The organism is Xanthomonas sp. WHRI 1810A, assembly GCF_040202885.1.
GTDB lineage: Bacteria > Pseudomonadota > Gammaproteobacteria > Pseudomonadales > Pseudomonadaceae > Aquipseudomonas.
The window spans coordinates 95,167-114,537 of the sequence record NZ_JBEGED010000012.1 but is presented as its reverse complement, the minus strand read 5'-3'; the positions used below and the strand labels follow the sequence as shown (position 1 = coordinate 114,537).

Below are 19,371 nucleotides of genomic sequence, written 5' to 3'. Positions count from 1 at the left end.
GCCTGGGGACTCGGTATGGCCGCTGTAGAGGGCCGATGTCCGAGAAAGTCTTAAGCTCCGTCGTTGCCGTGGGGCTTACACAGATGGACTGCCCTCAAACGCAGGGGTTCTATTTTTTTTCACAATCATGCGAAAAAGCCATATCACACATTCGGTAACAAACAGCGTCGAACTCCAAGCCCTGTGCCTTTATCAAGCGGTTCTTGGTTGCGTGACCCGGTCGACCAGGTAAACGAGCCCGTGGTAATCAATGCCGCCATGCTGGGTCAGACCGATTTCGCAGGTGCGGCTGGTGGAGATTCCCTCGCTGCAATGCTGGACGGCGTTCTTGAGGGTGCGCAGTGAATGTGCGTTCAGCTCAGGCGTTGTGAAGCCTTTATCTCCCGCGAAACCGCAGCAGTGAATGCCTTCGGGGATGACCACATTGACGCTGCACAGCCGCGCCAGATCAATCAGCGCCTGGCTTTCGCCCAAATGCTGTGTGCTACAGGTGACGTGCACGGCAATGGCTTCCTGCTGTGGGGTGAACACCAGTTTGTCCAGCAGATGGGTGCGGATGAAGCGCACCGGGTCGTAGAGGTCCAGACGCGTTTCCTTGAGGTCTTCGGCCAGTCGCAATGTGCAGGGGCTGGTGTCGCAGTAGATCGGGTCCAGCCCGCCGCGACTGGCTTTGGTCAATGCGGCGAGCAATTGCTGACGCTTCTCTTCGGCCTGTTCGGCATAGCCCTTGGACGCAAACGGCTGCCCGCAGCACAGGCTGTCCTGACCTTCCGGAAACACCACTTGATAACCCGCCTTTTCCAGCAGCCCGCGTGTCTTGTCCAGCAGCGACATTTGCTCGCGATCACCGGCGGCCGGGCCCATCACCCGGGACACACACGCCGCCAGATAGACCACCCGAGGGCGCTGATCTTCAACCGGTGGCGTGAAGCGAATGGCGTTTTCGGGCTGGGGCATTGCGGACGTCCATTGTGGGATACGTCCTGCCGATGCCTTGCTCAGCGCCGATGAAAGTTTCCCCAGCCTCGGCGCGCCCAGCAACATCCGCGCGCCGTTGGCGGCATGCAGCGTGAACCTTGCCCCTTGCAGTGCTGTGTTGAAGTGGTGCGCGAGCCAGCCGGCCGCTTTGTCGTGGGTGGCTTCCCGGGCGCGGAGTTTTTTCACCAGCGCGCCGGTGTTGATGCCCACCGGGCAACGTTGCGCGCACAGGCCCGTCGCCGCACAAGTGTCGATGCCTTGATAGTGGTAATCACGCTCCAGCTCCGTGGTGTCGGTGCCCGCGCGTTTCTTGGCCTGGATGTCGCGCCAGATGACGATGCGTTGGCGCGGGCTGAGCGTCAGGCCTTTCGACGGACACACCGGCTCGCAGAAACCGCACTCAATGCATTTATCGACGATCTCGTCCGCAGCAGGCATGGGCTTGAGGTGCTTGAGGTGAATCTGCGGATCGGTGCTCAGCACCACGTCGGGATTCAGAATGCCGTTGGGGTCGAGCAGTCGCTTGAGTTGCCACATCAATTGATAGGCGTCGCTGCCCCATTCCAGCTCGACGAAGGGCGCCATGTTGCGCCCGGTGCCGTGCTCGGCCTTGAGGGAGCCGTTGAATTCCACGGCCACCAACTGCGTCACATCGTCCATGAATGCCTGGTAGCGCGCGACTTCCTGCGGATCGTTAAAGCCCTGGGTGAAGACGAAATGCAGATTGCCCTCCAGCGCGTGGCCAAACAGGATGGCTTCGTCGTAACGGTGCTTGTCGAACAGCTCGATCAGCCGTCGCACCCCCAGTGCCAGATGCTCGACGGGGAAGGTCACGTCCTCGATGATCACGGTGGTGCCGGTCTCGCGCACGGCGCCCACGGCAGGGAAGGTGTCCTTGCGGATGGCCCACAAACGCGCGTTTTCCAGCGGGTCTTCGGTGAAATCGATTTGCTTGTCCACCGGGAAATGCGCGATGGACGCCATGATCTGCGCGAGCTGCTCATGCAGCAGCGGTTGCGTTGCGGCGCGGGCTTCGATCAGCAAGGCGCAGGCGTTTTCCGATAGCTCGCGTACGAAAGACGGCATGCCCGGCTTGTCCTGTACCGAGCGCATGCTGCGCCGATCCAGCAGCTCCACGGCAGACACCGGCTGCGTCTTGAGCACGGTCACTGCGTTGCAGCAGGTTTCAACCTCCGGAAACACAATCAGTGCCGACGCCTTGTGTGGGTGATCGACCACTGTGTCGTAGGTCACCGCGCTGATGAAGCCCAGCGTGCCTTCCGACCCCACCAGCAAATGGCTGAGGATATCCAGCGGTTCTTCGAAATCCACCAACGCGTTCAGGGACAGCCCGGTGGTGTTTTTGAGTCGGTATTTATGACGAATCTTCGCCGCCAGTTCGAGGTTGGCGCGGGTGTCGCGGCCCAGCGCTGCAAGACGTTCCAGCAAATCGGCGTGGCTGCCGCGAAAGGCCGCGACGCTTTGAGGGTCTTCGGTGTCGACGCGGGTGCCGTCGGCCAGCACGATGCGCATGCCGGCGAGGGTGTGGTAGGTGTTCTGCGCAGTGCCGCAACACATGCCGCTGGAATTGTTGGCGACGATGCCGCCGATCTTCGCGGCGTTGATTGACGCAGGATCCGGCCCGATCTTGCGCCCGAACGGTGCCAGCCAGGCATTGGCCTGGGCGCCGATCACGCCCGGTTGCAGACGAATCTGGCCGCCCTGTTCGCGCACCTCGCGGCCGTTCCAGTTATCCCCCAACACGATCAGCACTGAATCGCTGATCGCCTGCCCGGACAGGCTGGTGCCGGCAGCACGAAAGGTCACCGGCACCCTGGCCGCCTGCGCCATTTTGAGCAGCGCCACGACTTCATCTTCGGATTCGACACGAACGACCAGCTTGGGGATCAGCCGGTAAAAACTGGCGTCTGTGCCGAAGGCCAGCGTGGACAGCTGATCGTCGAAACGGCGCCCCGCTGGAATCAGGCCCTGGACATCGGCCAGGAAGGAGGCGGGCAGGCTCATGGGGTTTCCTCATCAATCATCAGGGTTTCGCCGCGGCCTCTGGCGTGCCGCGTGCGCGGTGTCAGGGCGCCAAGGCGCTCAGTTCACGGACCAGGGAGTCGCGGTTGATCTCGCTGATGGATTTGGCGCCGGTCAGCACCATGGCCACACGCATTTCCTTTTCGAACAGGTCCAGCAGGTTCTTCACCCCGGCCTCGCCGTGGGTGGCGAGGGCGTAAATGAATGCCCGACCGATCAACACGGCATCGGCGCCCAAGGCGATCATGCGCACCACATCCAGGCCGCTGCGAATGCCGGAGTCGGCGAGGATTTTCAGCTCACCCTTCACGGCGTCAGCAATGGCCGGCAACGCGCGGGCACTGGACAACACGCCATCGAGCTGGCGGCCGCCGTGGTTGGACACGATGATGCCGTCGGCACCGAATTTTACGGCGTCACGCGCATCGTCTGGGTCCAGAATCCCCTTGATGAGCATCGGGCCGTCCCAGAAATCGCGGATCCACTCCAGGTCTTTCCAGGAAATGGACGGATCGAAATTGGTCCCCAGCCAGCCGATGTAGTCGGCGAGCCCGGTGGGGTTGCCGCGGTACGTCGAGATGTTGCCCAGGTCGTGGGGCCGGCCGTTGATGCCCACATCCCAAGCCCATTGCGGGTGGGTCATGGCCTGCAGCACGCGGCGCATCGGGCCGTTCACGCCGCTCATGCCGTGATGAGCGTCACGGTAGCGGGCGCCGGGCACTGGCATGTCGACCGTGAACACCAGCGTCTTGACCCCGGCAGCCTTGGCCCGCTCAAGGGCGTTTTTCATGAAGCCACGGTCCTTGAGCACGTACAGCTGAAACCAGATGGGGCGGTCGATGGCGGGGGCGACTTCTTCAATCGGGCAGACCGACACCGTGGACAGCGTGAAGGGAATGCCCTTGGCCGCTGCCGCCCGCGCGGCCTGCACTTCGCCTCGCCGGGCGTACATGCCGCACAGACCGATGGGCGCGAGTGCGACGGGCATGCTCATGGTTTCGCCGAACAGAGTGGTTTCCAGGCTCAGCTCGGACATGTTTTTCAACACTCGCTGGCGCAGGGCAATGCTGGCGAGGTCCGAGACGTTATGGCGCAAGGTGTGTTCGGCGTAGGCGCCGCCGTCGGCGTAGTGAAACAGGAACGGCGGCAGCTTGCGTTGCGCTGCGGCGCGGTAGTCGGTGGAGGCAGAAATGATCATGGGGTCTCGCAACGTTGAGTGAGCGGGGAACGGCCGGGCGCGCCGAAGCGCACCCGGCGCTCGTCTCGTCAATGAACCAGCATGCCGGTGAACCAGTAAGCCTGGGCGTAGGTGACGCAGCCAACGATGGTAGCGAAGAAGATGCTGTGTTTAAGCGTGAAGCGGAACAGGTCTGACTCTTTGCCCACCAGACCGGTCGCGGCGCACGCAACGGCAATCGACTGGGGCGAAATCATCTTGCCGGTCACGCCGCCGCTGGAGTTGGCCGCCACCATCAAGATGTCGCTGACGCCTACCTGATGCGCGGTGGTCGCCTGCAGGGAGCCGAACAGCGCGTTGGACGATGTGTCCGATCCGGTCAGGAACACGCCCAGCCAGCCGAGGAACGGCGAGAAGAACGGAAACGCGGTGCCTGTGCCGGCCAGGACCAGTGCCAGCGTCGAGGACATGCCCGAGAAGTTCATGACGAAGGCGAAGGCCAGCACCATGCCGATGGACACGATGGCCCAGCGCAGCTCGATCAGCGTCTCTTTGAACGTAATCAGCCCGGTCTTCGGCGTGATGCGCAACACGATCATCGCGAGGATCGCCGAGAACAGGATGGCGCTGCCGGACGCGGCGATGAGGTCGAACTTGTATACCGCCGGCATCGGCGTGGCTGTTGCGACAATGGGCGCGCCCTTTATCACCAGCTTGTCGAGCATCGGGATCGCGATGTTCATGGTCCATGCTTCCAGCGCGCCGCCCGCCGCAAACAGCGCCTTGAACGGCTTGAGCGTCCAGATCGTCACGACCACGGTCAGAATCAGGAACGGCGACCACGCTTTGAAAATGGTGCCCAAGGAGTACGGCGATTTGGTACTGGCGCGCGGTTGACCGAAGCCCCCGGGCCCGCCGCCGACAATGACAGCCGCGCCGCCAGCGGTACTAGCTACGTGAGTTTCACCTGCGCGGGCCGGTTGCCACACTTTCAGGAACAGCGTCAGCGAAACGAGGCTGACCAGTGCTGAGGTGATGTCCGGCAGTTCCGGGCCGATGTAGTTGGACGTCAGGAACTGAACCACCGCGAAACTTCCGCCCGCGACCAGCGCGGCTGGCCAGGTTTCCTTGACCCCTTTCACGCCGTCCATCATGAACATCAGCCAGAAAGGTACGAAGACCGACAGCAGCGGCAATTGACGGCCGGCCATTGCGCCGATCTTGAACGCATCCAGCCCCGACACCTGGCCTGCGACGATGATCGGAATGCCCAGCGCGCCGAACGCAACCGGTGCGGTGTTGGCAATCAGGCACAGGCCAGCGGCGTACAGCGGGTTCAATCCCAAGCCAACCAGCAAGGCAGCGGTAATCGCGACCGGAGCACCAAAACCGGCGGCGCCCTCGAGGAATGCACCAAAGCAGAAGCCGATCAGCAGCACCTGCAAGCGTTGGTCATCAGTGATCGACATGACCGAGCTGCGGATGATCTCGAACTGGCCGCTCTTTACCGTGAGTTTGTAGAGGAACACCGCCGCAACGATGATCCATGCGATAGGCCACAGGCCATAGCAAAACCCGTAAAGCGCTGAGGCGATTGCCATGGTGGCGGGCATCTGGAAAGCAAAGATCGCGACCAGAATCGCCAGGACCAGCGTAATAGTGCCCGCAACATGGCCTTTGAGCCGGAATACGGCCAGCGCGAAAAAGAAAAACACGATGGGGATAACGGCCGCGAGGGCGGATAGCCAAAGGCTGCCGAGCGGTGTGTAGAGCTGCTGCCAGGTTTGCATGTATGAGGCCCCTAATTGTTGTTGGTTAGGCCCGGTGTCCATGTCGTACGTGCGCGGCTCCTGCAGGCGACGTGATCTACGTCGTCATCCTGCTGGCGCTGACGAACGAGTCGCACAGCTCACCAGCTCAAGTCGTACGCCGTCGCGAGGACTTGCGGCGGGGAGGGCAATAGCCACCCACCGCCGGCATCGAAAAAATTGGTAATACCAATTTACAATGTCTTAGCGCTAGGTTAAAAGCCTCAGCATTGCCGTGTCAATTTGTGGTTCTAGAACTTTTGTCGCAGTTGGGCGGCTTTTTCGTCGAATAAGCGGTTATGGCCCCATCAGTTAAGTGAATCCGCGGGCACAATCCGCCAGAATATGCGCCCCCGGAAAACGGCCGGGGCTGTGGAGTAGTTATGGGCTTTGATCAGGTGCGCCAACGGCGTTTGTCTGACGATATCGTTGAGCAACTCGAACGTATGATCCTGGAGGGCACGCTCAAGGCGGGCGGCCGCCTCCCGGCGGAGCGAACCTTGGCCGAACAGTTTGGCGTATCGCGGCCATCGCTTCGGGAGGCGATCCAGAAGCTCGCCGCCAAAGGGCTGCTGATCAGTCGTCAGGGCGGCGGCAATTATGTGGTGGAGAATCTGGGGTCGACGTTCAGCGATCCGCTCATGCATTTGCTGGAAAGCAGCAACGAGGCGCAGCGCGATCTGCTGGAGTTTCGGCACACGCTCGAAGCGTCCTGCGCGTATTACGCCGCCATCCGCGCCACCGATGTTGATCGCGCTCGCCTGCGAGAGGCGTTCGATGCCTTGCAGGACTGTTACAGCCGCGCTGAAGAGGTGAGTCGCGCCGAGGAGGGTGCCGCCGATGCAAGCTTCCATCTGGCGATTGCCGAAGCGAGCCACAACGCGGTGTTGCTGCACACCATTCGAGGTCTGTTCGATCTGCTGACGCGCAATGTCGTCACCAATATCGGCGGCATGTACAAACAGCGCACGGAGACCCGCGACATGCTGATCAGTCAGCACCGCGAGTTGTATCTGGCGATTATCGAAGGCCGCGCGGACGATGCGCGTGAAGTCTCGAGCAGGCACTTGCTGTACGTGCAGGAGGTGCTGGAGGAGGTCAGGCAGCAGGTTCAGCGCACGGCACGGGCCGAGCGGCGGAACAGGATTTAAGGGGCGGTTCGCTTTCTGTAGGAGCCAACTTGTTGGCTCCTACAATGGCAAAGCAGCGCTAATCATCCTTGCCTTTGTTGCGCACCGCACGCTGCAGTTCGCGGTTCGAGTCGCGTTCGCGCTCGGTGTCACGCTTGTCGTATTCCTTCTTGCCTTTGCCCAGAGCAATTTCGCACTTGATCAAGTGCTGCTTCCAGTAAAGGGCAAGGGCTACGCAGGCATAACCCTTTTGCTGAACCGAGGTCGTGAGCTTTTCAAGCTCGCGCTGGTTGAGCAGGAGTTTACGGGTGCGTGTCGGGTCAGCGATGACGTGGGTACTGGCCGTCGTCAACGGTGAAATATGGCTACCCATCAGCCATGCCTCGCCGTCTTTGAGCAGCACGTAACTGTCAACCAGCTGCACCTTGTTGGCACGCAGGCTTTTTACTTCCCAGCCGGCCAGGACCAGACCGGCCTCGAACTTGTGTTCGATGAAGTAATCGTGACGCGCCTTTTTATTTTGCGCGATGGTCCCTGTGGGATGTTTCTTGAGCTTAGCCATAGGCGACGCATTATAGGGACTCGGTGCGTTGTCGGCTATGGGGATCCTGCGTGCTTGAGCACGTTCATCGAATCCCGGACAATGCCCGATCTTTTTTGGGTGCTGGACGTATCAACGATGTCAACGGACAAGGTTTCAGTCCACGGTAGCTGGGCGAGTCGCTGGGTATTCATCCTGGCCGCCACCGGCTCTGCGGTGGGGTTGGGCAGTATATGGAAATTTCCCTATATGGTCGGCGTCTACGGCGGCGGTGCCTTCGTGCTGGTGTTTCTCGCCTGCATCGCGTTGATCGGCATCCCGGTCATGATTGCCGAAACACTGATCGGACGTCGCTCGCGGCAAAGTCCGGCCAATGCGCTGAAAGTGCTGGCGCTTGAGGCGGGGCACTCGACCAAGTGGTCGTGGGGTGCATTTGCCGGAATGATCACTGCGCTGTTGATCCTCTCTTTCTATAGCGTGGTCGGCGGTTGGTCTCTGGAATACATCCTCGATGTGGGCAAGGGAAATTTCCAGGACCTGACGCCAAACCAGGTCGGCGGGTTCTTCGGCGCGATGATTGCCGACCCGTGGCGGCTGGTGGGGTGGCACACGCTGTTCATGGTGCTATCGGCGATTACCATCGCCAAGGGTGTGAACGCAGGGCTTGAGCGCAGCCTGCGTATTCTGATGCCCTTGCTGTTCATCCTGATGGTGATCCTGTTGGGCTACAGCCTGACCACCGGGCATTTCATGGAAGGTGTGCATTTCATGTTCGACTTCAAGCCGGAAAAGCTGCTGGACGGCTTGCTGCCGGCTATGGGGCACGCGTTCTTTTCGCTGAGCGTGGGTGTCGGATCGATCATGATCTATGGCGCCTACATGACCAAGGGCGCGTCCATCAGCGCGACCGTCGTCGGTGTGGCGCTGCTCGACACCTTCGTTTCGCTGCTGGCCGGGCTGGCGTTGTTTCCGATTGTCTTTGCCGCAGGGCTGAACCCCGGCGAGGGACCGGGTTTGATGTTCGTCACCCTGCCGGTTGCGTTTGGCAACGTAGCGTTCGGTCAGTTGATGGGGGTAGTGTTCTTTGTGCTGGTAGCCGTAGCGGCCTGGAGTTCGGCCATTTCGCTGCTGGAGCCGATGGTGGCGTACCTGGTTGAGCGCACGAAGATACGGCGCGGCTGGATCACGTTCTGGCTGTCGTTCATTTGCTGGTTTGTCGGGCTGGGCACCGTGTTCTCGTTCAACATCTGGCAGCAGGCCAAATTTTTCGTGAACGATGGCGGCGCGTTTCACCTCTACCAATGGGGCGCGGCTGGCGGTCTGGACTTTTTTGGAGTGATCGATTTCTTCACTTCACGCATCATGTTGCCGCTAGGCGGCTTGTGCTTTGTAGTATTCGCAGGTTGGGTGATGGGCCGGGAGGCGGTACGCGACGAGTTGTCGATCCGCAGTCCGGTACTCTTCGCTTTGACGTTCTTTTTGATGCGCTATGTGGCGCCGATCGGCATTTTGGTTGTATTTGCCGCTCAGCTTTGGAAATGACGCTGACATGACTACGCATATTCAACGTTCGGCCTTGTTGCCGTATCCCGCCCAGGCGCTGTATGACCTGGTCAATGACGTTTCTCGCTATTCTGAATTCTTGCCCTGGTGCTCGGGTACCACGGTGCTTGAGGACACCGACACGCAAATGCGCGCACGGGTTGAAGTCGCCAAGGGCGGCCTCAGTCAGCATTTCATCACACGCAACACCCTGACGCCCGGACAGACCATCGAGATGAATCTGGAGGAGGGCCCCTTCAGTCAATTGCATGGCGTCTGGACCTTCAAGGCGCTCAATGACAAGGCGTGCAAGATCAGCCTCGACCTGTCGTTTGATTACGCGGGGCCAATCATTCGCGCAACCCTGGGTCCGCTGTTCAATCAGGCGGCAAACACCCTGGTCGATGCGTTCTGCCAGCGAGCCAAAGAGCTGCATGGCTGAGCCGGTGGTCAGCATTGAGGTCGTTTACGCGTCAGTTGATCGCCAGTTGTTGCTCAAGGCCAGTGTGTCGGCTGGTGCAACGGTGCGTGAAGCACTGGCTTCGAGCGGGATTGGCGCGGTGTTTCCTGAGCTGGATCTGCAGCAGTGTCCAGTCGGCGTCTTTGGCAAGCGCGTGACCCATCCCCAGACCCAAGTCGTAAACGAGGGTGACCGACTGGAAATCTATCGTCCCCTGCTGGCCGATCCCAAGGAGGCACGCCGGTTGCGCGCCGCCAAGGCTATCCAGACGAAAAAGGACCTGGACGCGATTTAAGTTTTTAATCGGCTCGATTGAGCAGACGTAAAAAAGCCCGGCATGCCGGGCTTTTTTTGTGACGCCGTAATCTGCGGTTCAGCGCGGATTGGTGTCCAGTGGTTCCTGAGTCGGGACCGGAACGGTCTCGACCTTGTCCACGTCATTCTGGATCTGTTCAAGCAGTGAGCCAGGCTTCGGTGGCTCTTCGGCTTTTGGCTGCTCGCCCTGATTCTCGGGGGGCGTGGTGGTGTCAGTGCCCTTGCCGAGAATCGCTTCGTCACGACTTACGCCCGGCTTGAAGTCACCGGAAAGGCTCGCCAGCTGATCATTGCCGTTGAAGAAAAGCGCGATGCGTTCCTGTTGGCGTTCACCGCCACCAGGCTGCAGGCTGTAGAGGTAATCCCAGCGATCGGCGTGGAAGGTGTCGGCCAGCAGAGGGTTACCCATGATAAACCGCACTTGCCGACGGGTCATTCCGGGCCTTAACTGGTCTATCATGTCCTGCGTGACGACATTTCCCTGCTGGATGTCGATTTTGTAAACCCCGGGGAATGAACAACCGGCGAGTGCGAGCAGTCCCACGAGGGTGAAACTGGTTAGCAGGAGCTTGGTGTTTTGCATCGGTGGGCGACTTCCACTATCTTGGCTGGGACAACGTAAACCCCGATCATACCTGCATTAAGAGAAGCTGCGAAGCAGCGTCTGCGAGAAAGCTGACCATGGTAGAAAATAGCGAACTACGCAAAGCTGGACTTAAAGTGACCCTGCCACGGGTCAAAATCCTTCAAATGCTCGATTCTGCCGAGCAACGTCACATGAGTGCGGAAGACGTTTACAAGGCGCTCATGGAGGCCAGCGAAGACGTCGGTCTTGCGACGGTTTACCGTGTTCTGACTCAGTTCGAGGCTGCCGGATTGGTGGTTCGCCACAATTTCGACGGCGGTCATGCTGTATTCGAGCTGGCAGACGGCGGACACCACGACCACATGGTCAACGTGGAGTCCGGTGAAGTGATCGAATTTTTCGACGAAGAAATCGAGAAGCTGCAGAAGGCCATCGTCGTCAAGCACGGCTTTGAGCTGGTGGATCACAACCTTGTGCTCTACGTACGCAATAAAAAGGTGTAAGCCTTTTTATCGCAAAAAAGGCGACCTGCGGGTCGCCTTTTTCGTTTCCGCCGGCCTTATGACTTGGCCGTGACGACCATCTTCTTGGCGTGCGCCAGGGATTCTTTTGTTAGATCGATGCCGCCCAGCATGCGCGCCACCTCTTCGACGCGTTCGTTCTTGCTGAGCTTGGAGACCGCGGTGCGCGTCGTGTCCTCATCGCGCACCTTGTGCACGAACAAATGCTGATGCCCCTGCGCTGCCACCTGCGGCAAATGCGTGACGGTCATGACCTGGCCGCGATCCCCCAGACGACGCAGCAACTGCCCGACGATTTCCGCAGTAGGGCCACCGATACCGACGTCGACTTCGTCGAACACCAACGTTGGGACGCGTGATGTCTGCGCAGTGATGACCTGAATGGCCAGACTGATGCGTGACAGCTCACCGCCCGACGCCACTTTGGCCAGTGCCTTGAGTGGCTGCCCGGGGTTGGCGCTCACCAGCAGCTCGACGTGTTCCAGGCCGTTGGGCAACAGTTCCTGGTCGCTGTTGACGCGCAATTCAATGATGAATCGCCCGCCGGGCATGCCCAGTCGCTGGATTTCCTGTTCAACGGCCATCGCCAGTTCCGGCGCGGCGCGGTGACGCAGATCACTCAGCTCTCGTGCTTTTTCCTGATAGTGACGGGCATAGGACGACACTTCGTTTTCGAGGCGCTCGATGGCTTCATCGTTGGCATTGAGCGTCTCGATTTCGTCCAGTAGCTTCTGGTGCAGTGCGGACACTTCTGTCGGCTGGACCCGATGTTTGCGGGCCAGGGTGTAGATCGCATCCAGGCGTTCTTCCACTTGTTGCAGGCGAGCAGGATCCGCATCGAAACGATCAAGGAAGCGGTTGATTTCGCCAACGGCTTCCTCCACCTGAATCTGCGCACTGGACAGCAGATTGGTGGCTTCGCTCAAGGCATCGGGTGAATTGTCCACACTGCTAAGGCGGTTCAGGCTTGCCGTCAGCGCGTTGAGCACATTGCCCGAATCGCTTTCGCTGCATTGCTCGACCACTTGCCGGCAGATCGTCAGCAAGCTTTCGGCGTTGGTGAGATTCTTTTGTTCCTGCTCCAGGCGGATGACTTCGTCTTCGCCCAGGCTCAGGCTTTCCAGCTCTTCAAGCTGGTAGCTCAGCAGCTGGTGCTTTGAGCGCTGTTCATCGCCTGAATTGGCGAGACGCTCCAGCTCTTGACGAGTCTGGCGCCAGCGTTGCGCCGCCAGTTGAACCTGTCGCGCCAGATCTGTTGCGCCTGCGTATGCGTCCAGAAGCCGGCGATGGGTGTCGGTTTTAAGCAGCGATTGGTGTTCGTGTTGGCTGTGAATGTCGATGAGCAACTCGCCCAACGATTTCAGGTCGCCTTGCGGGCACGGCGTGCCGTTGATGTACGAGCGCGAGCGCCCTTCGGCCGTGATGACCCGACGCAAAATGCACGGACCGTCGTTATCGAGGTCGCGTTCTGCCAGCCAGGTGCGCGCTTCGGGAATGTCGGCCAGATCGAAGGTGGCGAGGATGTCTGCCTTGTCTGCGCCAGGCCGCACAACGCCGCTGTCGGCGCGATCGCCAAGGGTCAGGCCCAAGGCGTCGAGCATGATCGATTTGCCAGCACCGGTTTCACCCGTGATCACACTCATGCCCCGATCCAGTTCCAGATCGAGGTGTTCAACGATGGCGTAATTGTGTACGGACAGATGCACCAGCATAAGGGCAGCTCCCAAGCGATTTGTCTGGTTATTTATACAGTGTTTCCATTCGCGCTGACAATGCTCGCGCTTAGCTTGATTTGATTGGTGTTCACTCTTTTTTAGCACCGTTGCTGTTTTTCGGTTCTGTGCATGCCGTGAAATCCATGTCAGAAAATTTGCAACGACATTCGCCCCATCCGCGTCTCGAACCCTTGAAGCGAAAAATTCCGACCCCATATAGCCGGACAGAAGCGTGAGTTGAGCTCACGGACGTTATTAGAAGGAGAGAGCTATGGCTGACGAACAGAATCCGGATATGCAGACTCAGGATCAGGCAAGTGATGCAGCGACTTCCGCAGACGAGTTGGTGTCCCGGGTGCAAGTGCTGGAAGAGCAACTGGCAGCTGCACACGACCAATCCCTGCGTGTAGCCGCTGATCTGCAGAACGTCCGCCGTCGTGCAGAGCAGGATGTCGAAAAGGCGCACAAGTTCGCGTTGGAGAAGTTCGCCAGCGACCTTCTGCCGATCGTCGACAGCCTCGAGCGCGGCCTGGACCTGTCCAACCCGGACGACGAAAGCATTCGTCCGATGCGTGAAGGTATCGAGCTGACGTTGAAGATGTTCGCTGACACCCTCAAGCGTTATCAGCTTGAAGCCATCGATCCTCATGGCCAGCCATTCAATGCTGAGCACCATCAGGCGATGGCCATGCAGGAAAGCGCTGATGTCGAACCAAACAGCGTGTTGAAGGTGTTTCAAAAGGGATATCAGCTCAATGGTCGTTTGCTGCGCCCGGCCATGGTCGTGGTCAGCAAGGCACCGTCGCCTGTTGCACCGTCAATTGACGAGCAGGCTTGAAATCAGCTGAGTGGCCCCCATTTACAGGCCATGCGTTAAAGAATTACCGCAATTTGTCTACGCAGTTGCGGCAACCTAATTAAAGTTCTGGGAGAGTCAAAGATGGGCAAGATTATCGGTATCGACCTGGGGACCACCAACTCCTGCGTCTCCATTCTTGAAAACGGTAAAGCCAAGGTTATCGAGAACGCTGAAGGCGCGCGGACTACCCCGTCGATCATCGCTTACGCGAACGACGGCGAAATCCTGGTCGGCCAGTCTGCTAAGCGCCAAGCTGTCACCAACCCGCACAACACCCTGTACGCGGTAAAGCGTCTGATCGGTCGTAAGTTCGAAGAAGAAGTCGTTCAGAAAGACATTCAGATGGTCCCGTACAAAATCGCCAAAGCTGATAACGGCGACGCGTGGGTTGAAGTCAACGGCAAGAAAATGTCCCCTCCTCAGATTTCCGCTGAAATCCTGAAGAAGATGAAGAAAACCGCCGAAGACTACTTGGGCGAAACCGTGACGGAAGCTGTTATCACCGTCCCGGCTTACTTCAACGACAGCCAGCGTCAAGCCACCAAGGATGCCGGTCGCATCGCGGGTCTGGACGTCAAGCGCATCATCAACGAGCCAACCGCTGCCGCACTGGCCTACGGTATGGACAAAGCGAAGGGCGACCACACTGTCATCGTTTATGACCTGGGTGGCGGTACGTTCGACGTCTCGGTGATTGAAATCGCTGAAGTCGATGGCGAGCACCAGTTTGAAGTGTTGGCCACCAACGGCGACACGTTCCTGGGCGGTGAAGACTTCGACATCCGCTTGATCGACTACCTCGTAGACGAGTTCAAGAAAGAAAGCGGCATGAACCTAAAAGGTGACCCGCTGGCAATGCAACGTCTGAAAGAAGGCGCTGAGAAAGCCAAGATCGAGCTGTCTTCGAGCAACTCCACCGACGTCAACCTGCCGTACATCACTGCAGATGCGACCGGTCCGAAGCACTTGAACGTGAAAATTTCCCGCGCCAAGCTGGAAGCGCTGGTTGAAGACCTGGTTCAACGCACCATCGAGCCTTGCCGCATTGCCTTGAAAGACTCCGGTATCGATATCGGCGCGATCAACGACGTGATCCTGGTCGGCGGTCAGACCCGTATGCCGCTGGTTCAGCAGAAAGTGACCGAGTTCTTCGGTAAAGAAGCCCGCAAGGACGTCAACCCGGACGAAGCTGTTGCCATGGGTGCTGCGATTCAGGGCGCTGTTCTGGCTGGCGATGTGAAGGACGTTCTGCTGTTGGACGTCAGCCCGCTGACCCTTGGTATCGAAACCATGGGCGGCGTGATGACCGCGCTGATCGAGAAAAACACCACGATTCCTACCAAGAAATCCCAAGTGTTCTCGACGGCCGATGACAACCAGGGTGCCGTGACCATTCACGTGCTTCAGGGCGAGCGCAAGCAAGCCGTGTCCAACAAGTCGTTGGGCAAGTTCGATCTGGCCGAGATTCCACCAGCGCCACGCGGCGTGCCTCAGATTGAAGTGACCTTCGACATCGATGCCAACGGCATCCTGCACGTCGGTGCGAAAGACAAGGCCACTGGCAAGACCCAGTCGATCGTCATCAAGGCGAACTCCGGTCTGTCGGACGAAGAAATCCAGCAGATGATTCGCGACGCTGAAGCAAACACTGAAGAAGATCGCAAGTTCGAAGAGCTGGCCACTGCCCGTAACCAGGGTGATGCACTGGTCCACTCGACGCGCAAAATGATCGCTGACGCTGGCGACAAAGTGACTGCAGAAGAGAAGACCGCCATCGAAGCCGCATTGGTTGCCCTTGAAGCTGCCGTTAAAGGCGACGACAAGGCTGCCATCGACGCGAAAGTCGAAGAGCTGTCGAAGCTGTCCGCGCCGGTTGCTCAGAAAATGTACGCCGAGCAAGCCGACAAGCCTGAAGGCGGCGCCCAAGCCGCACAGGAAGAAAGCAAGCCTGCGGACGACGTGGTAGACGCCGAGTTCGAAGAAGTGAAAGACCACAAGTAAGCGCAGGCTCACTTGAACGCCAGTTGACCGCTTTCGGGTGGTCGCTGGTAGGATGTCGCCGCGCGGGAGCTTGCTCCCGCGTTGGCGTGTCTGGAACAGACGAAATTTCTGGCGTGTGGATATTTCCGCATGCCTCGTGGCAAAGCCGGATGCTCCTGCGTTCTGGCTTGTTCTGCCGCTTTTCTCGGTCGATCAACTGGCCGATGAACGAAGACCAGGATCGTTGAATTGACGTGAGTTGGGTCCGGGCCTGAATGGGGTCCAACGAGTTCGGCAAGCTCAGGAGGGTTTTGTCGGACGTCCTCAAGAGTGCAGAAGACTTATGGCAAAGCGTGACTATTACGAAGTATTGGGGGTGGAGCGTGGCTCCAGCGAGGCGGACCTGAAAAAGGCATACCGTCGTCTCGCGATGAAATTTCACCCGGACCGCAATCCAGGTGACAAGGCCTCTGAAGATTCCTTCAAAGAGGCCAATGAGGCTTACGAAATCCTGTCCGACGCCAGCAAGCGCGCGGCCTACGATCAATACGGCCATGCCGGTGTCGATCAAGGCATGGGCGGCGGCGGTCCCGGTTTCGGCGGCCAGAACTTCTCCGACATCTTCGGGGATGTGTTCAGTGACTTCTTCGGCGGCGGACGTGCAGGCGGCGGTCGTGGCGGCGCACAACGCGGCAGCGACTTGCGCTACACGCTTGAGCTGAATCTCGAAGAAGCGGTGCGTGGCACGACGGTCAACATCCGCGTTCCGACGCTGGTCAACTGCAAGCCATGTGACGGTTCGGGCGCGAAGAAAGGCTCGGCGCCGGTCACCTGTCCTACTTGTGGCGGTATCGGCCAGGTGCGCATGCAGCAGGGCTTCTTCTCTGTGCAGCAGACCTGCCCACGCTGCCACGGCAACGGCAAGATCATTTCTGATCCGTGCGACTCCTGCCATGGCGAAGGTCGCGTCGAAGAGTACAAAACCCTTTCGGTCAAAGTGCCACCTGGTGTCGATACCGGCGATCGCATTCGTCTGTCCGGCGAAGGCGAGGCGGGCGTGCAGGGTGGTCCGACGGGCGACCTGTATGTCGTGATCAATGTGCGTGAGCACGCCATCTTCCAGCGTGACGGCAAGCACCTGTTCTGCGAGGTGCCGATCAGCTTCACCGACGCGGCGCTGGGCGGCGAACTTGAAGTGCCGACGCTGGACGGTCGCGTCAAACTCAAAATTCCGGAGGGCACTCAGACCGGCAAGCAGTTCCGCATGAAGGGCAAGGGTGTTGCGCCTGTTCGCGGCGGCGGTGCAGGCGACTTGATGTGCCGCGTTATCATCGAAACCCCCGTGAACCTTGGGCGTCGTCAGCGCGAATTGCTGGAAGAGCTGCGTGCTTCGCTGGACGGTGACAGCTCTCATTCGCCCAAGGCCAATGGCTGGTTCGAAGGCGTGAAGCGTTTCTTCGGCGATCTCTGAGGAGCAGGGCATGCGACGTATTGCTGTGATGGGCGCCGGCGGGCGCATGGGTAAAACGCTGATCGAAGCGGTACAGGCCACGCCAGGCGCCGGGTTGACTGCCGCCGTAGATCGTCCTGACAGCACGCTGGTCGGCGCTGATGCCGGCGAGCTGGCGGCGTTGGGCCGGATCGGTGTGCTGTTGTCGGGCGATCTGGCCAAGGTGGCGGACGAATTCGATGTGTTGATCGATTTTACTCATCCGTCCGTCACGCTGAAAAACCTGGAGTTCTGCCGTCAGGCGGGCAAGGCGATGATCATCGGTACGACCGGTTTCAGCGTCGAGGAAAAGCAGCTGCTGGCTGAAGCCGGCAAGGACATTCCGATTGTCTTCGCCGCTAATTTCAGCGTAGGCGTCAATCTGTGTCTGAAGCTGCTGGACACGGCTGCGCGCGTGCTGGGTGACGAGGTCGATATCGAAATCTCCGAAGCCCATCACCGTCATAAGGTCGATGCGCCATCGGGTACCGCCGTGCGCATGGGTGAAGTCATCGCCAGTGCGCTGGGGCGTGATCTGAAAGAGGTGGCGGTCTACGGTCGTGAGGGTCAGACCGGCGCTCGTGACCGGCAGACCATTGGCTTTGCAACAGTGCGTGCCGGCGACATCGTCGGTGATCACACTGTGCTGTTCGCCGCCGACGGTGAGCGGGTCGAGATCACGCACAAGGCGTCCAGCCGCATGACGTTCGCCAAGGGTGCCGTGCGTGCAGCCTTGTGGCTCGACGGCAAGCAGCCGGGCCTCTACGACATGCAAGACGTGCTGGATCTGCGTTAAGTCCCTCTCGCATGACATTGCGGGCGGACCAGGTGTTTTACCTGTATCCTGCCCGCAGTTTTGAGCCGCTACGCGATGTTCTGTCGCCTCCCTCAGCCTCCAAGGCATTTTAGCGGTGGATTAAAAGCCCCTCTGTCTGTAAGCTACAGCTTTAGTGTGTCCACTAAAAGCGCGCAGATAATTCTATGAAAAAAGCGGGGTGACGTGTCTATACGTCATTCCGCTTTTTTACAACCTGCGAACGCCCTTTCAGGCTTTACTACGGGAGGTCTTCTTGACTAAGCCAGCCATACTCGCCCTTGCTGATGGCAGCATTTTTCGCGGCGAAGCCATTGGAGCCGACGGTCAAACCGTTGGTGAGGTGGTGTTTAACACCGCAATGACCGGCTATCAGGAAATCCTTACCGATCCTTCCTATGCCAAGCAAATCGTCACCCTGACTTACCCTCATATCGGCAATACCGGCACCACGCCGGAAGACGCCGAGTCGGATCGCGTCTGGTCAGCCGGCCTGGTGATTCGTGATCTCCCACTGGTTGCGAGCAACTGGCGCAACAAGATGTCCCTGGCCGACTACCTTAAGGCCAATAACACTGTCGCTATCGCCGGTATCGATACCCGCCGCCTGACCCGCATTCTGCGTGAGAAAGGTGCGCAAAACGGCTGCATCATGGCGGGCGACAATATTTCCGAAGAGGCTGCAATTGCAGCTGCGCGTGGTTTCCCCGGCCTCAAAGGCATGGATCTGGCGAAAGAAGTCAGCACCCAGAAGAGCTACGAGTGGCGCTCAAGCGTGTGGGACCTCAAGACCGACACCAGCCCTGAAATTGCCGCTTCCGATCTGAAATACCATGTGGTTGCCTGGGATTACGGCGTCAAGCTGAACATCCTGCGCATGCTGGTGGCCCGCGGCTGCCGCGTCACCGTAGTGCCGGCACAGATGCCCGCCAGCGAAGTACTCGCACTCAAGCCGGACGGTGTGTTCCTGTCCAACGGCCCCGGTGATCCGGAGCCCTGCGATTACGCCATCCAGGCGATCAAGGACGTGCTGGAGACCGACATTCCGGTGTTCGGCATCTGCCTGGGTCACCAGCTGCTGGCTCTGGCATCAGGTGCTGCAACCATCAAGATGGACCTGGGCCACCACGGGGCCAACCACCCGGTCCAGGATCTGGACACCGGCGTCGTCATGATCACCAGTCAGAACCACGGTTTTGCAGTGGATGAAGCGACCCTGCCAAGCAACGTTCGCGCGATTCATAAATCGCTGTTCGACGGCAGCCTGCAGGGTATCGAGCGGACCGACAAGGAGGCCTTCAGCTTCCAGGGTCACCCTGAAGCCAGCCCGGGCCCGACCGACGTTGCGCCGCTGTTTGATCGCTTCATCACAGCAATGGCCAAGCGCCGCTAAGCGGCTGACTCGACCACAGT

Annotated in this window: 16 protein-coding genes; 10 read left to right on the top strand and 6 right to left on the bottom strand. The window is 59.4% G+C overall.

The features are described 5' to 3' along the window. Window positions 1-192: 192 nt before the first annotated feature. The 3 genes from ABQX22_RS18115 to ABQX22_RS18105 all read right to left on the bottom strand — a co-directional run bounded on the left by ABQX22_RS18115 (window position 193) and on the right by ABQX22_RS18105 (window position 5,988). A complete protein-coding gene (locus ABQX22_RS18115) occupies window positions 193-3,003 on the bottom strand; it encodes an FAD-binding and (Fe-S)-binding domain-containing protein (RefSeq protein ID WP_349801244.1) in 2,811 nt (936 codons plus the stop codon). Window positions 3,004-3,064: 61 nt separating this feature from the next. Then, window positions 3,065-4,219, bottom strand: a complete 1,155-nt coding sequence (gene lldD / locus ABQX22_RS18110) for an FMN-dependent L-lactate dehydrogenase LldD (protein ID WP_349801243.1) — start codon at window positions 4,217-4,219, stop codon at window positions 3,065-3,067. Window positions 4,220-4,287: 68 nt separating this feature from the next. Then, on the bottom strand, window positions 4,288-5,988 hold the full coding sequence (locus ABQX22_RS18105) for a lactate permease LctP family transporter (protein WP_349801242.1): 1,701 nt from the start codon (window positions 5,986-5,988) through the stop codon (window positions 4,288-4,290). A 401-nt stretch (window positions 5,989-6,389) separates the two neighbouring features. Here ABQX22_RS18105 and ABQX22_RS18100 point away from each other — a divergent pair, with 401 nt between their 5' ends. Further along, window positions 6,390-7,157 (top strand): GntR family transcriptional regulator, encoded by a 768-nt coding sequence (locus tag ABQX22_RS18100; RefSeq protein ID WP_349801241.1) that lies wholly within the window; start codon window positions 6,390-6,392, stop codon window positions 7,155-7,157. Window positions 7,158-7,215: 58 nt separating this feature from the next. Here the strand turns inward: ABQX22_RS18100 and smpB are convergent, their stop codons facing one another. Beyond that, complete coding sequence (gene smpB, locus ABQX22_RS18095; protein ID WP_349801240.1) at window positions 7,216-7,698, bottom strand: SsrA-binding protein SmpB; 483 nt, start codon at window positions 7,696-7,698, stop codon at window positions 7,216-7,218. Between the two features lie 117 nt (window positions 7,699-7,815). Between smpB and ABQX22_RS18090 the strand changes: the two genes are divergently transcribed. Genes ABQX22_RS18090 through ABQX22_RS18080 form a run of 3 tightly spaced genes read left to right on the top strand, consistent with a single transcriptional unit; the run spans window position 7,816 to window position 9,974 of the window. Further along, window positions 7,816-9,219, top strand: coding sequence for a sodium-dependent transporter (locus ABQX22_RS18090; RefSeq protein ID WP_349801239.1), 1,404 nt, complete (start codon window positions 7,816-7,818; stop codon window positions 9,217-9,219). A 7-nt stretch (window positions 9,220-9,226) separates the two neighbouring features. Then, complete coding sequence (locus ABQX22_RS18085; protein WP_349801238.1) at window positions 9,227-9,661, top strand: type II toxin-antitoxin system RatA family toxin; 435 nt, start codon at window positions 9,227-9,229, stop codon at window positions 9,659-9,661. Next, the gene (locus ABQX22_RS18080) at window positions 9,654-9,974 is read left to right on the top strand and encodes an RnfH family protein (RefSeq protein ID WP_349801237.1); all 321 of its coding nucleotides are present in this window, start codon (window positions 9,654-9,656) and stop codon (window positions 9,972-9,974) included. Before ABQX22_RS18085 ends, ABQX22_RS18080 begins: the two co-directional genes overlap by 8 nt. Window positions 9,975-10,052: 78 nt before the next feature. Here the strand turns inward: ABQX22_RS18080 and ABQX22_RS18075 are convergent, their stop codons facing one another. After that, window positions 10,053-10,577, bottom strand: a complete 525-nt coding sequence (locus ABQX22_RS18075) for an outer membrane protein assembly factor BamE (protein ID WP_349801236.1) — start codon at window positions 10,575-10,577, stop codon at window positions 10,053-10,055. A gap of 98 nt (window positions 10,578-10,675) precedes the next feature. Between ABQX22_RS18075 and fur the strand changes: the two genes are divergently transcribed. Next, window positions 10,676-11,083: a ferric iron uptake transcriptional regulator gene (gene fur / locus ABQX22_RS18070; RefSeq protein WP_349801352.1), complete on the top strand. Its 408-nt coding sequence runs from the start codon at window positions 10,676-10,678 to the stop codon at window positions 11,081-11,083. A 56-nt stretch (window positions 11,084-11,139) separates the two neighbouring features. Here the strand turns inward: fur and recN are convergent, their stop codons facing one another. Further along, complete coding sequence (gene recN / locus ABQX22_RS18065; protein ID WP_349801235.1) at window positions 11,140-12,813, bottom strand: DNA repair protein RecN; 1,674 nt, start codon at window positions 12,811-12,813, stop codon at window positions 11,140-11,142. Between the two features lie 274 nt (window positions 12,814-13,087). Between recN and grpE the strand changes: the two genes are divergently transcribed. The 5 genes from grpE (at window position 13,088) to carA (ending at window position 19,351) form a co-directional block, all read left to right on the top strand. After that, window positions 13,088-13,654 carry a nucleotide exchange factor GrpE gene (gene grpE / locus ABQX22_RS18060; RefSeq protein ID WP_349801234.1) on the top strand — a complete coding sequence of 189 codons (567 nt, stop codon included), beginning with the start codon at window positions 13,088-13,090 and terminating at the stop codon, window positions 13,652-13,654. A 102-nt stretch (window positions 13,655-13,756) separates the two neighbouring features. Further along, window positions 13,757-15,676: a molecular chaperone DnaK gene (dnaK, locus tag ABQX22_RS18055; protein ID WP_349801233.1), complete on the top strand. Its 1,920-nt coding sequence runs from the start codon at window positions 13,757-13,759 to the stop codon at window positions 15,674-15,676. 322 nt (window positions 15,677-15,998) lie between these two features. Then, window positions 15,999-17,126, top strand: coding sequence for a molecular chaperone DnaJ (dnaJ, locus tag ABQX22_RS18050; RefSeq protein WP_349801232.1), 1,128 nt, complete (start codon window positions 15,999-16,001; stop codon window positions 17,124-17,126). Window positions 17,127-17,136: 10 nt separating this feature from the next. Next, on the top strand, window positions 17,137-17,940 hold the full coding sequence (gene dapB, locus ABQX22_RS18045) for a 4-hydroxy-tetrahydrodipicolinate reductase (RefSeq protein ID WP_349801231.1): 804 nt from the start codon (window positions 17,137-17,139) through the stop codon (window positions 17,938-17,940). A gap of 274 nt (window positions 17,941-18,214) precedes the next feature. Next, the gene (gene carA / locus ABQX22_RS18040; RefSeq protein ID WP_349801230.1) at window positions 18,215-19,351 is read left to right on the top strand and encodes a glutamine-hydrolyzing carbamoyl-phosphate synthase small subunit; all 1,137 of its coding nucleotides are present in this window, start codon (window positions 18,215-18,217) and stop codon (window positions 19,349-19,351) included. Window positions 19,352-19,371 lie beyond the last annotated feature (20 nt).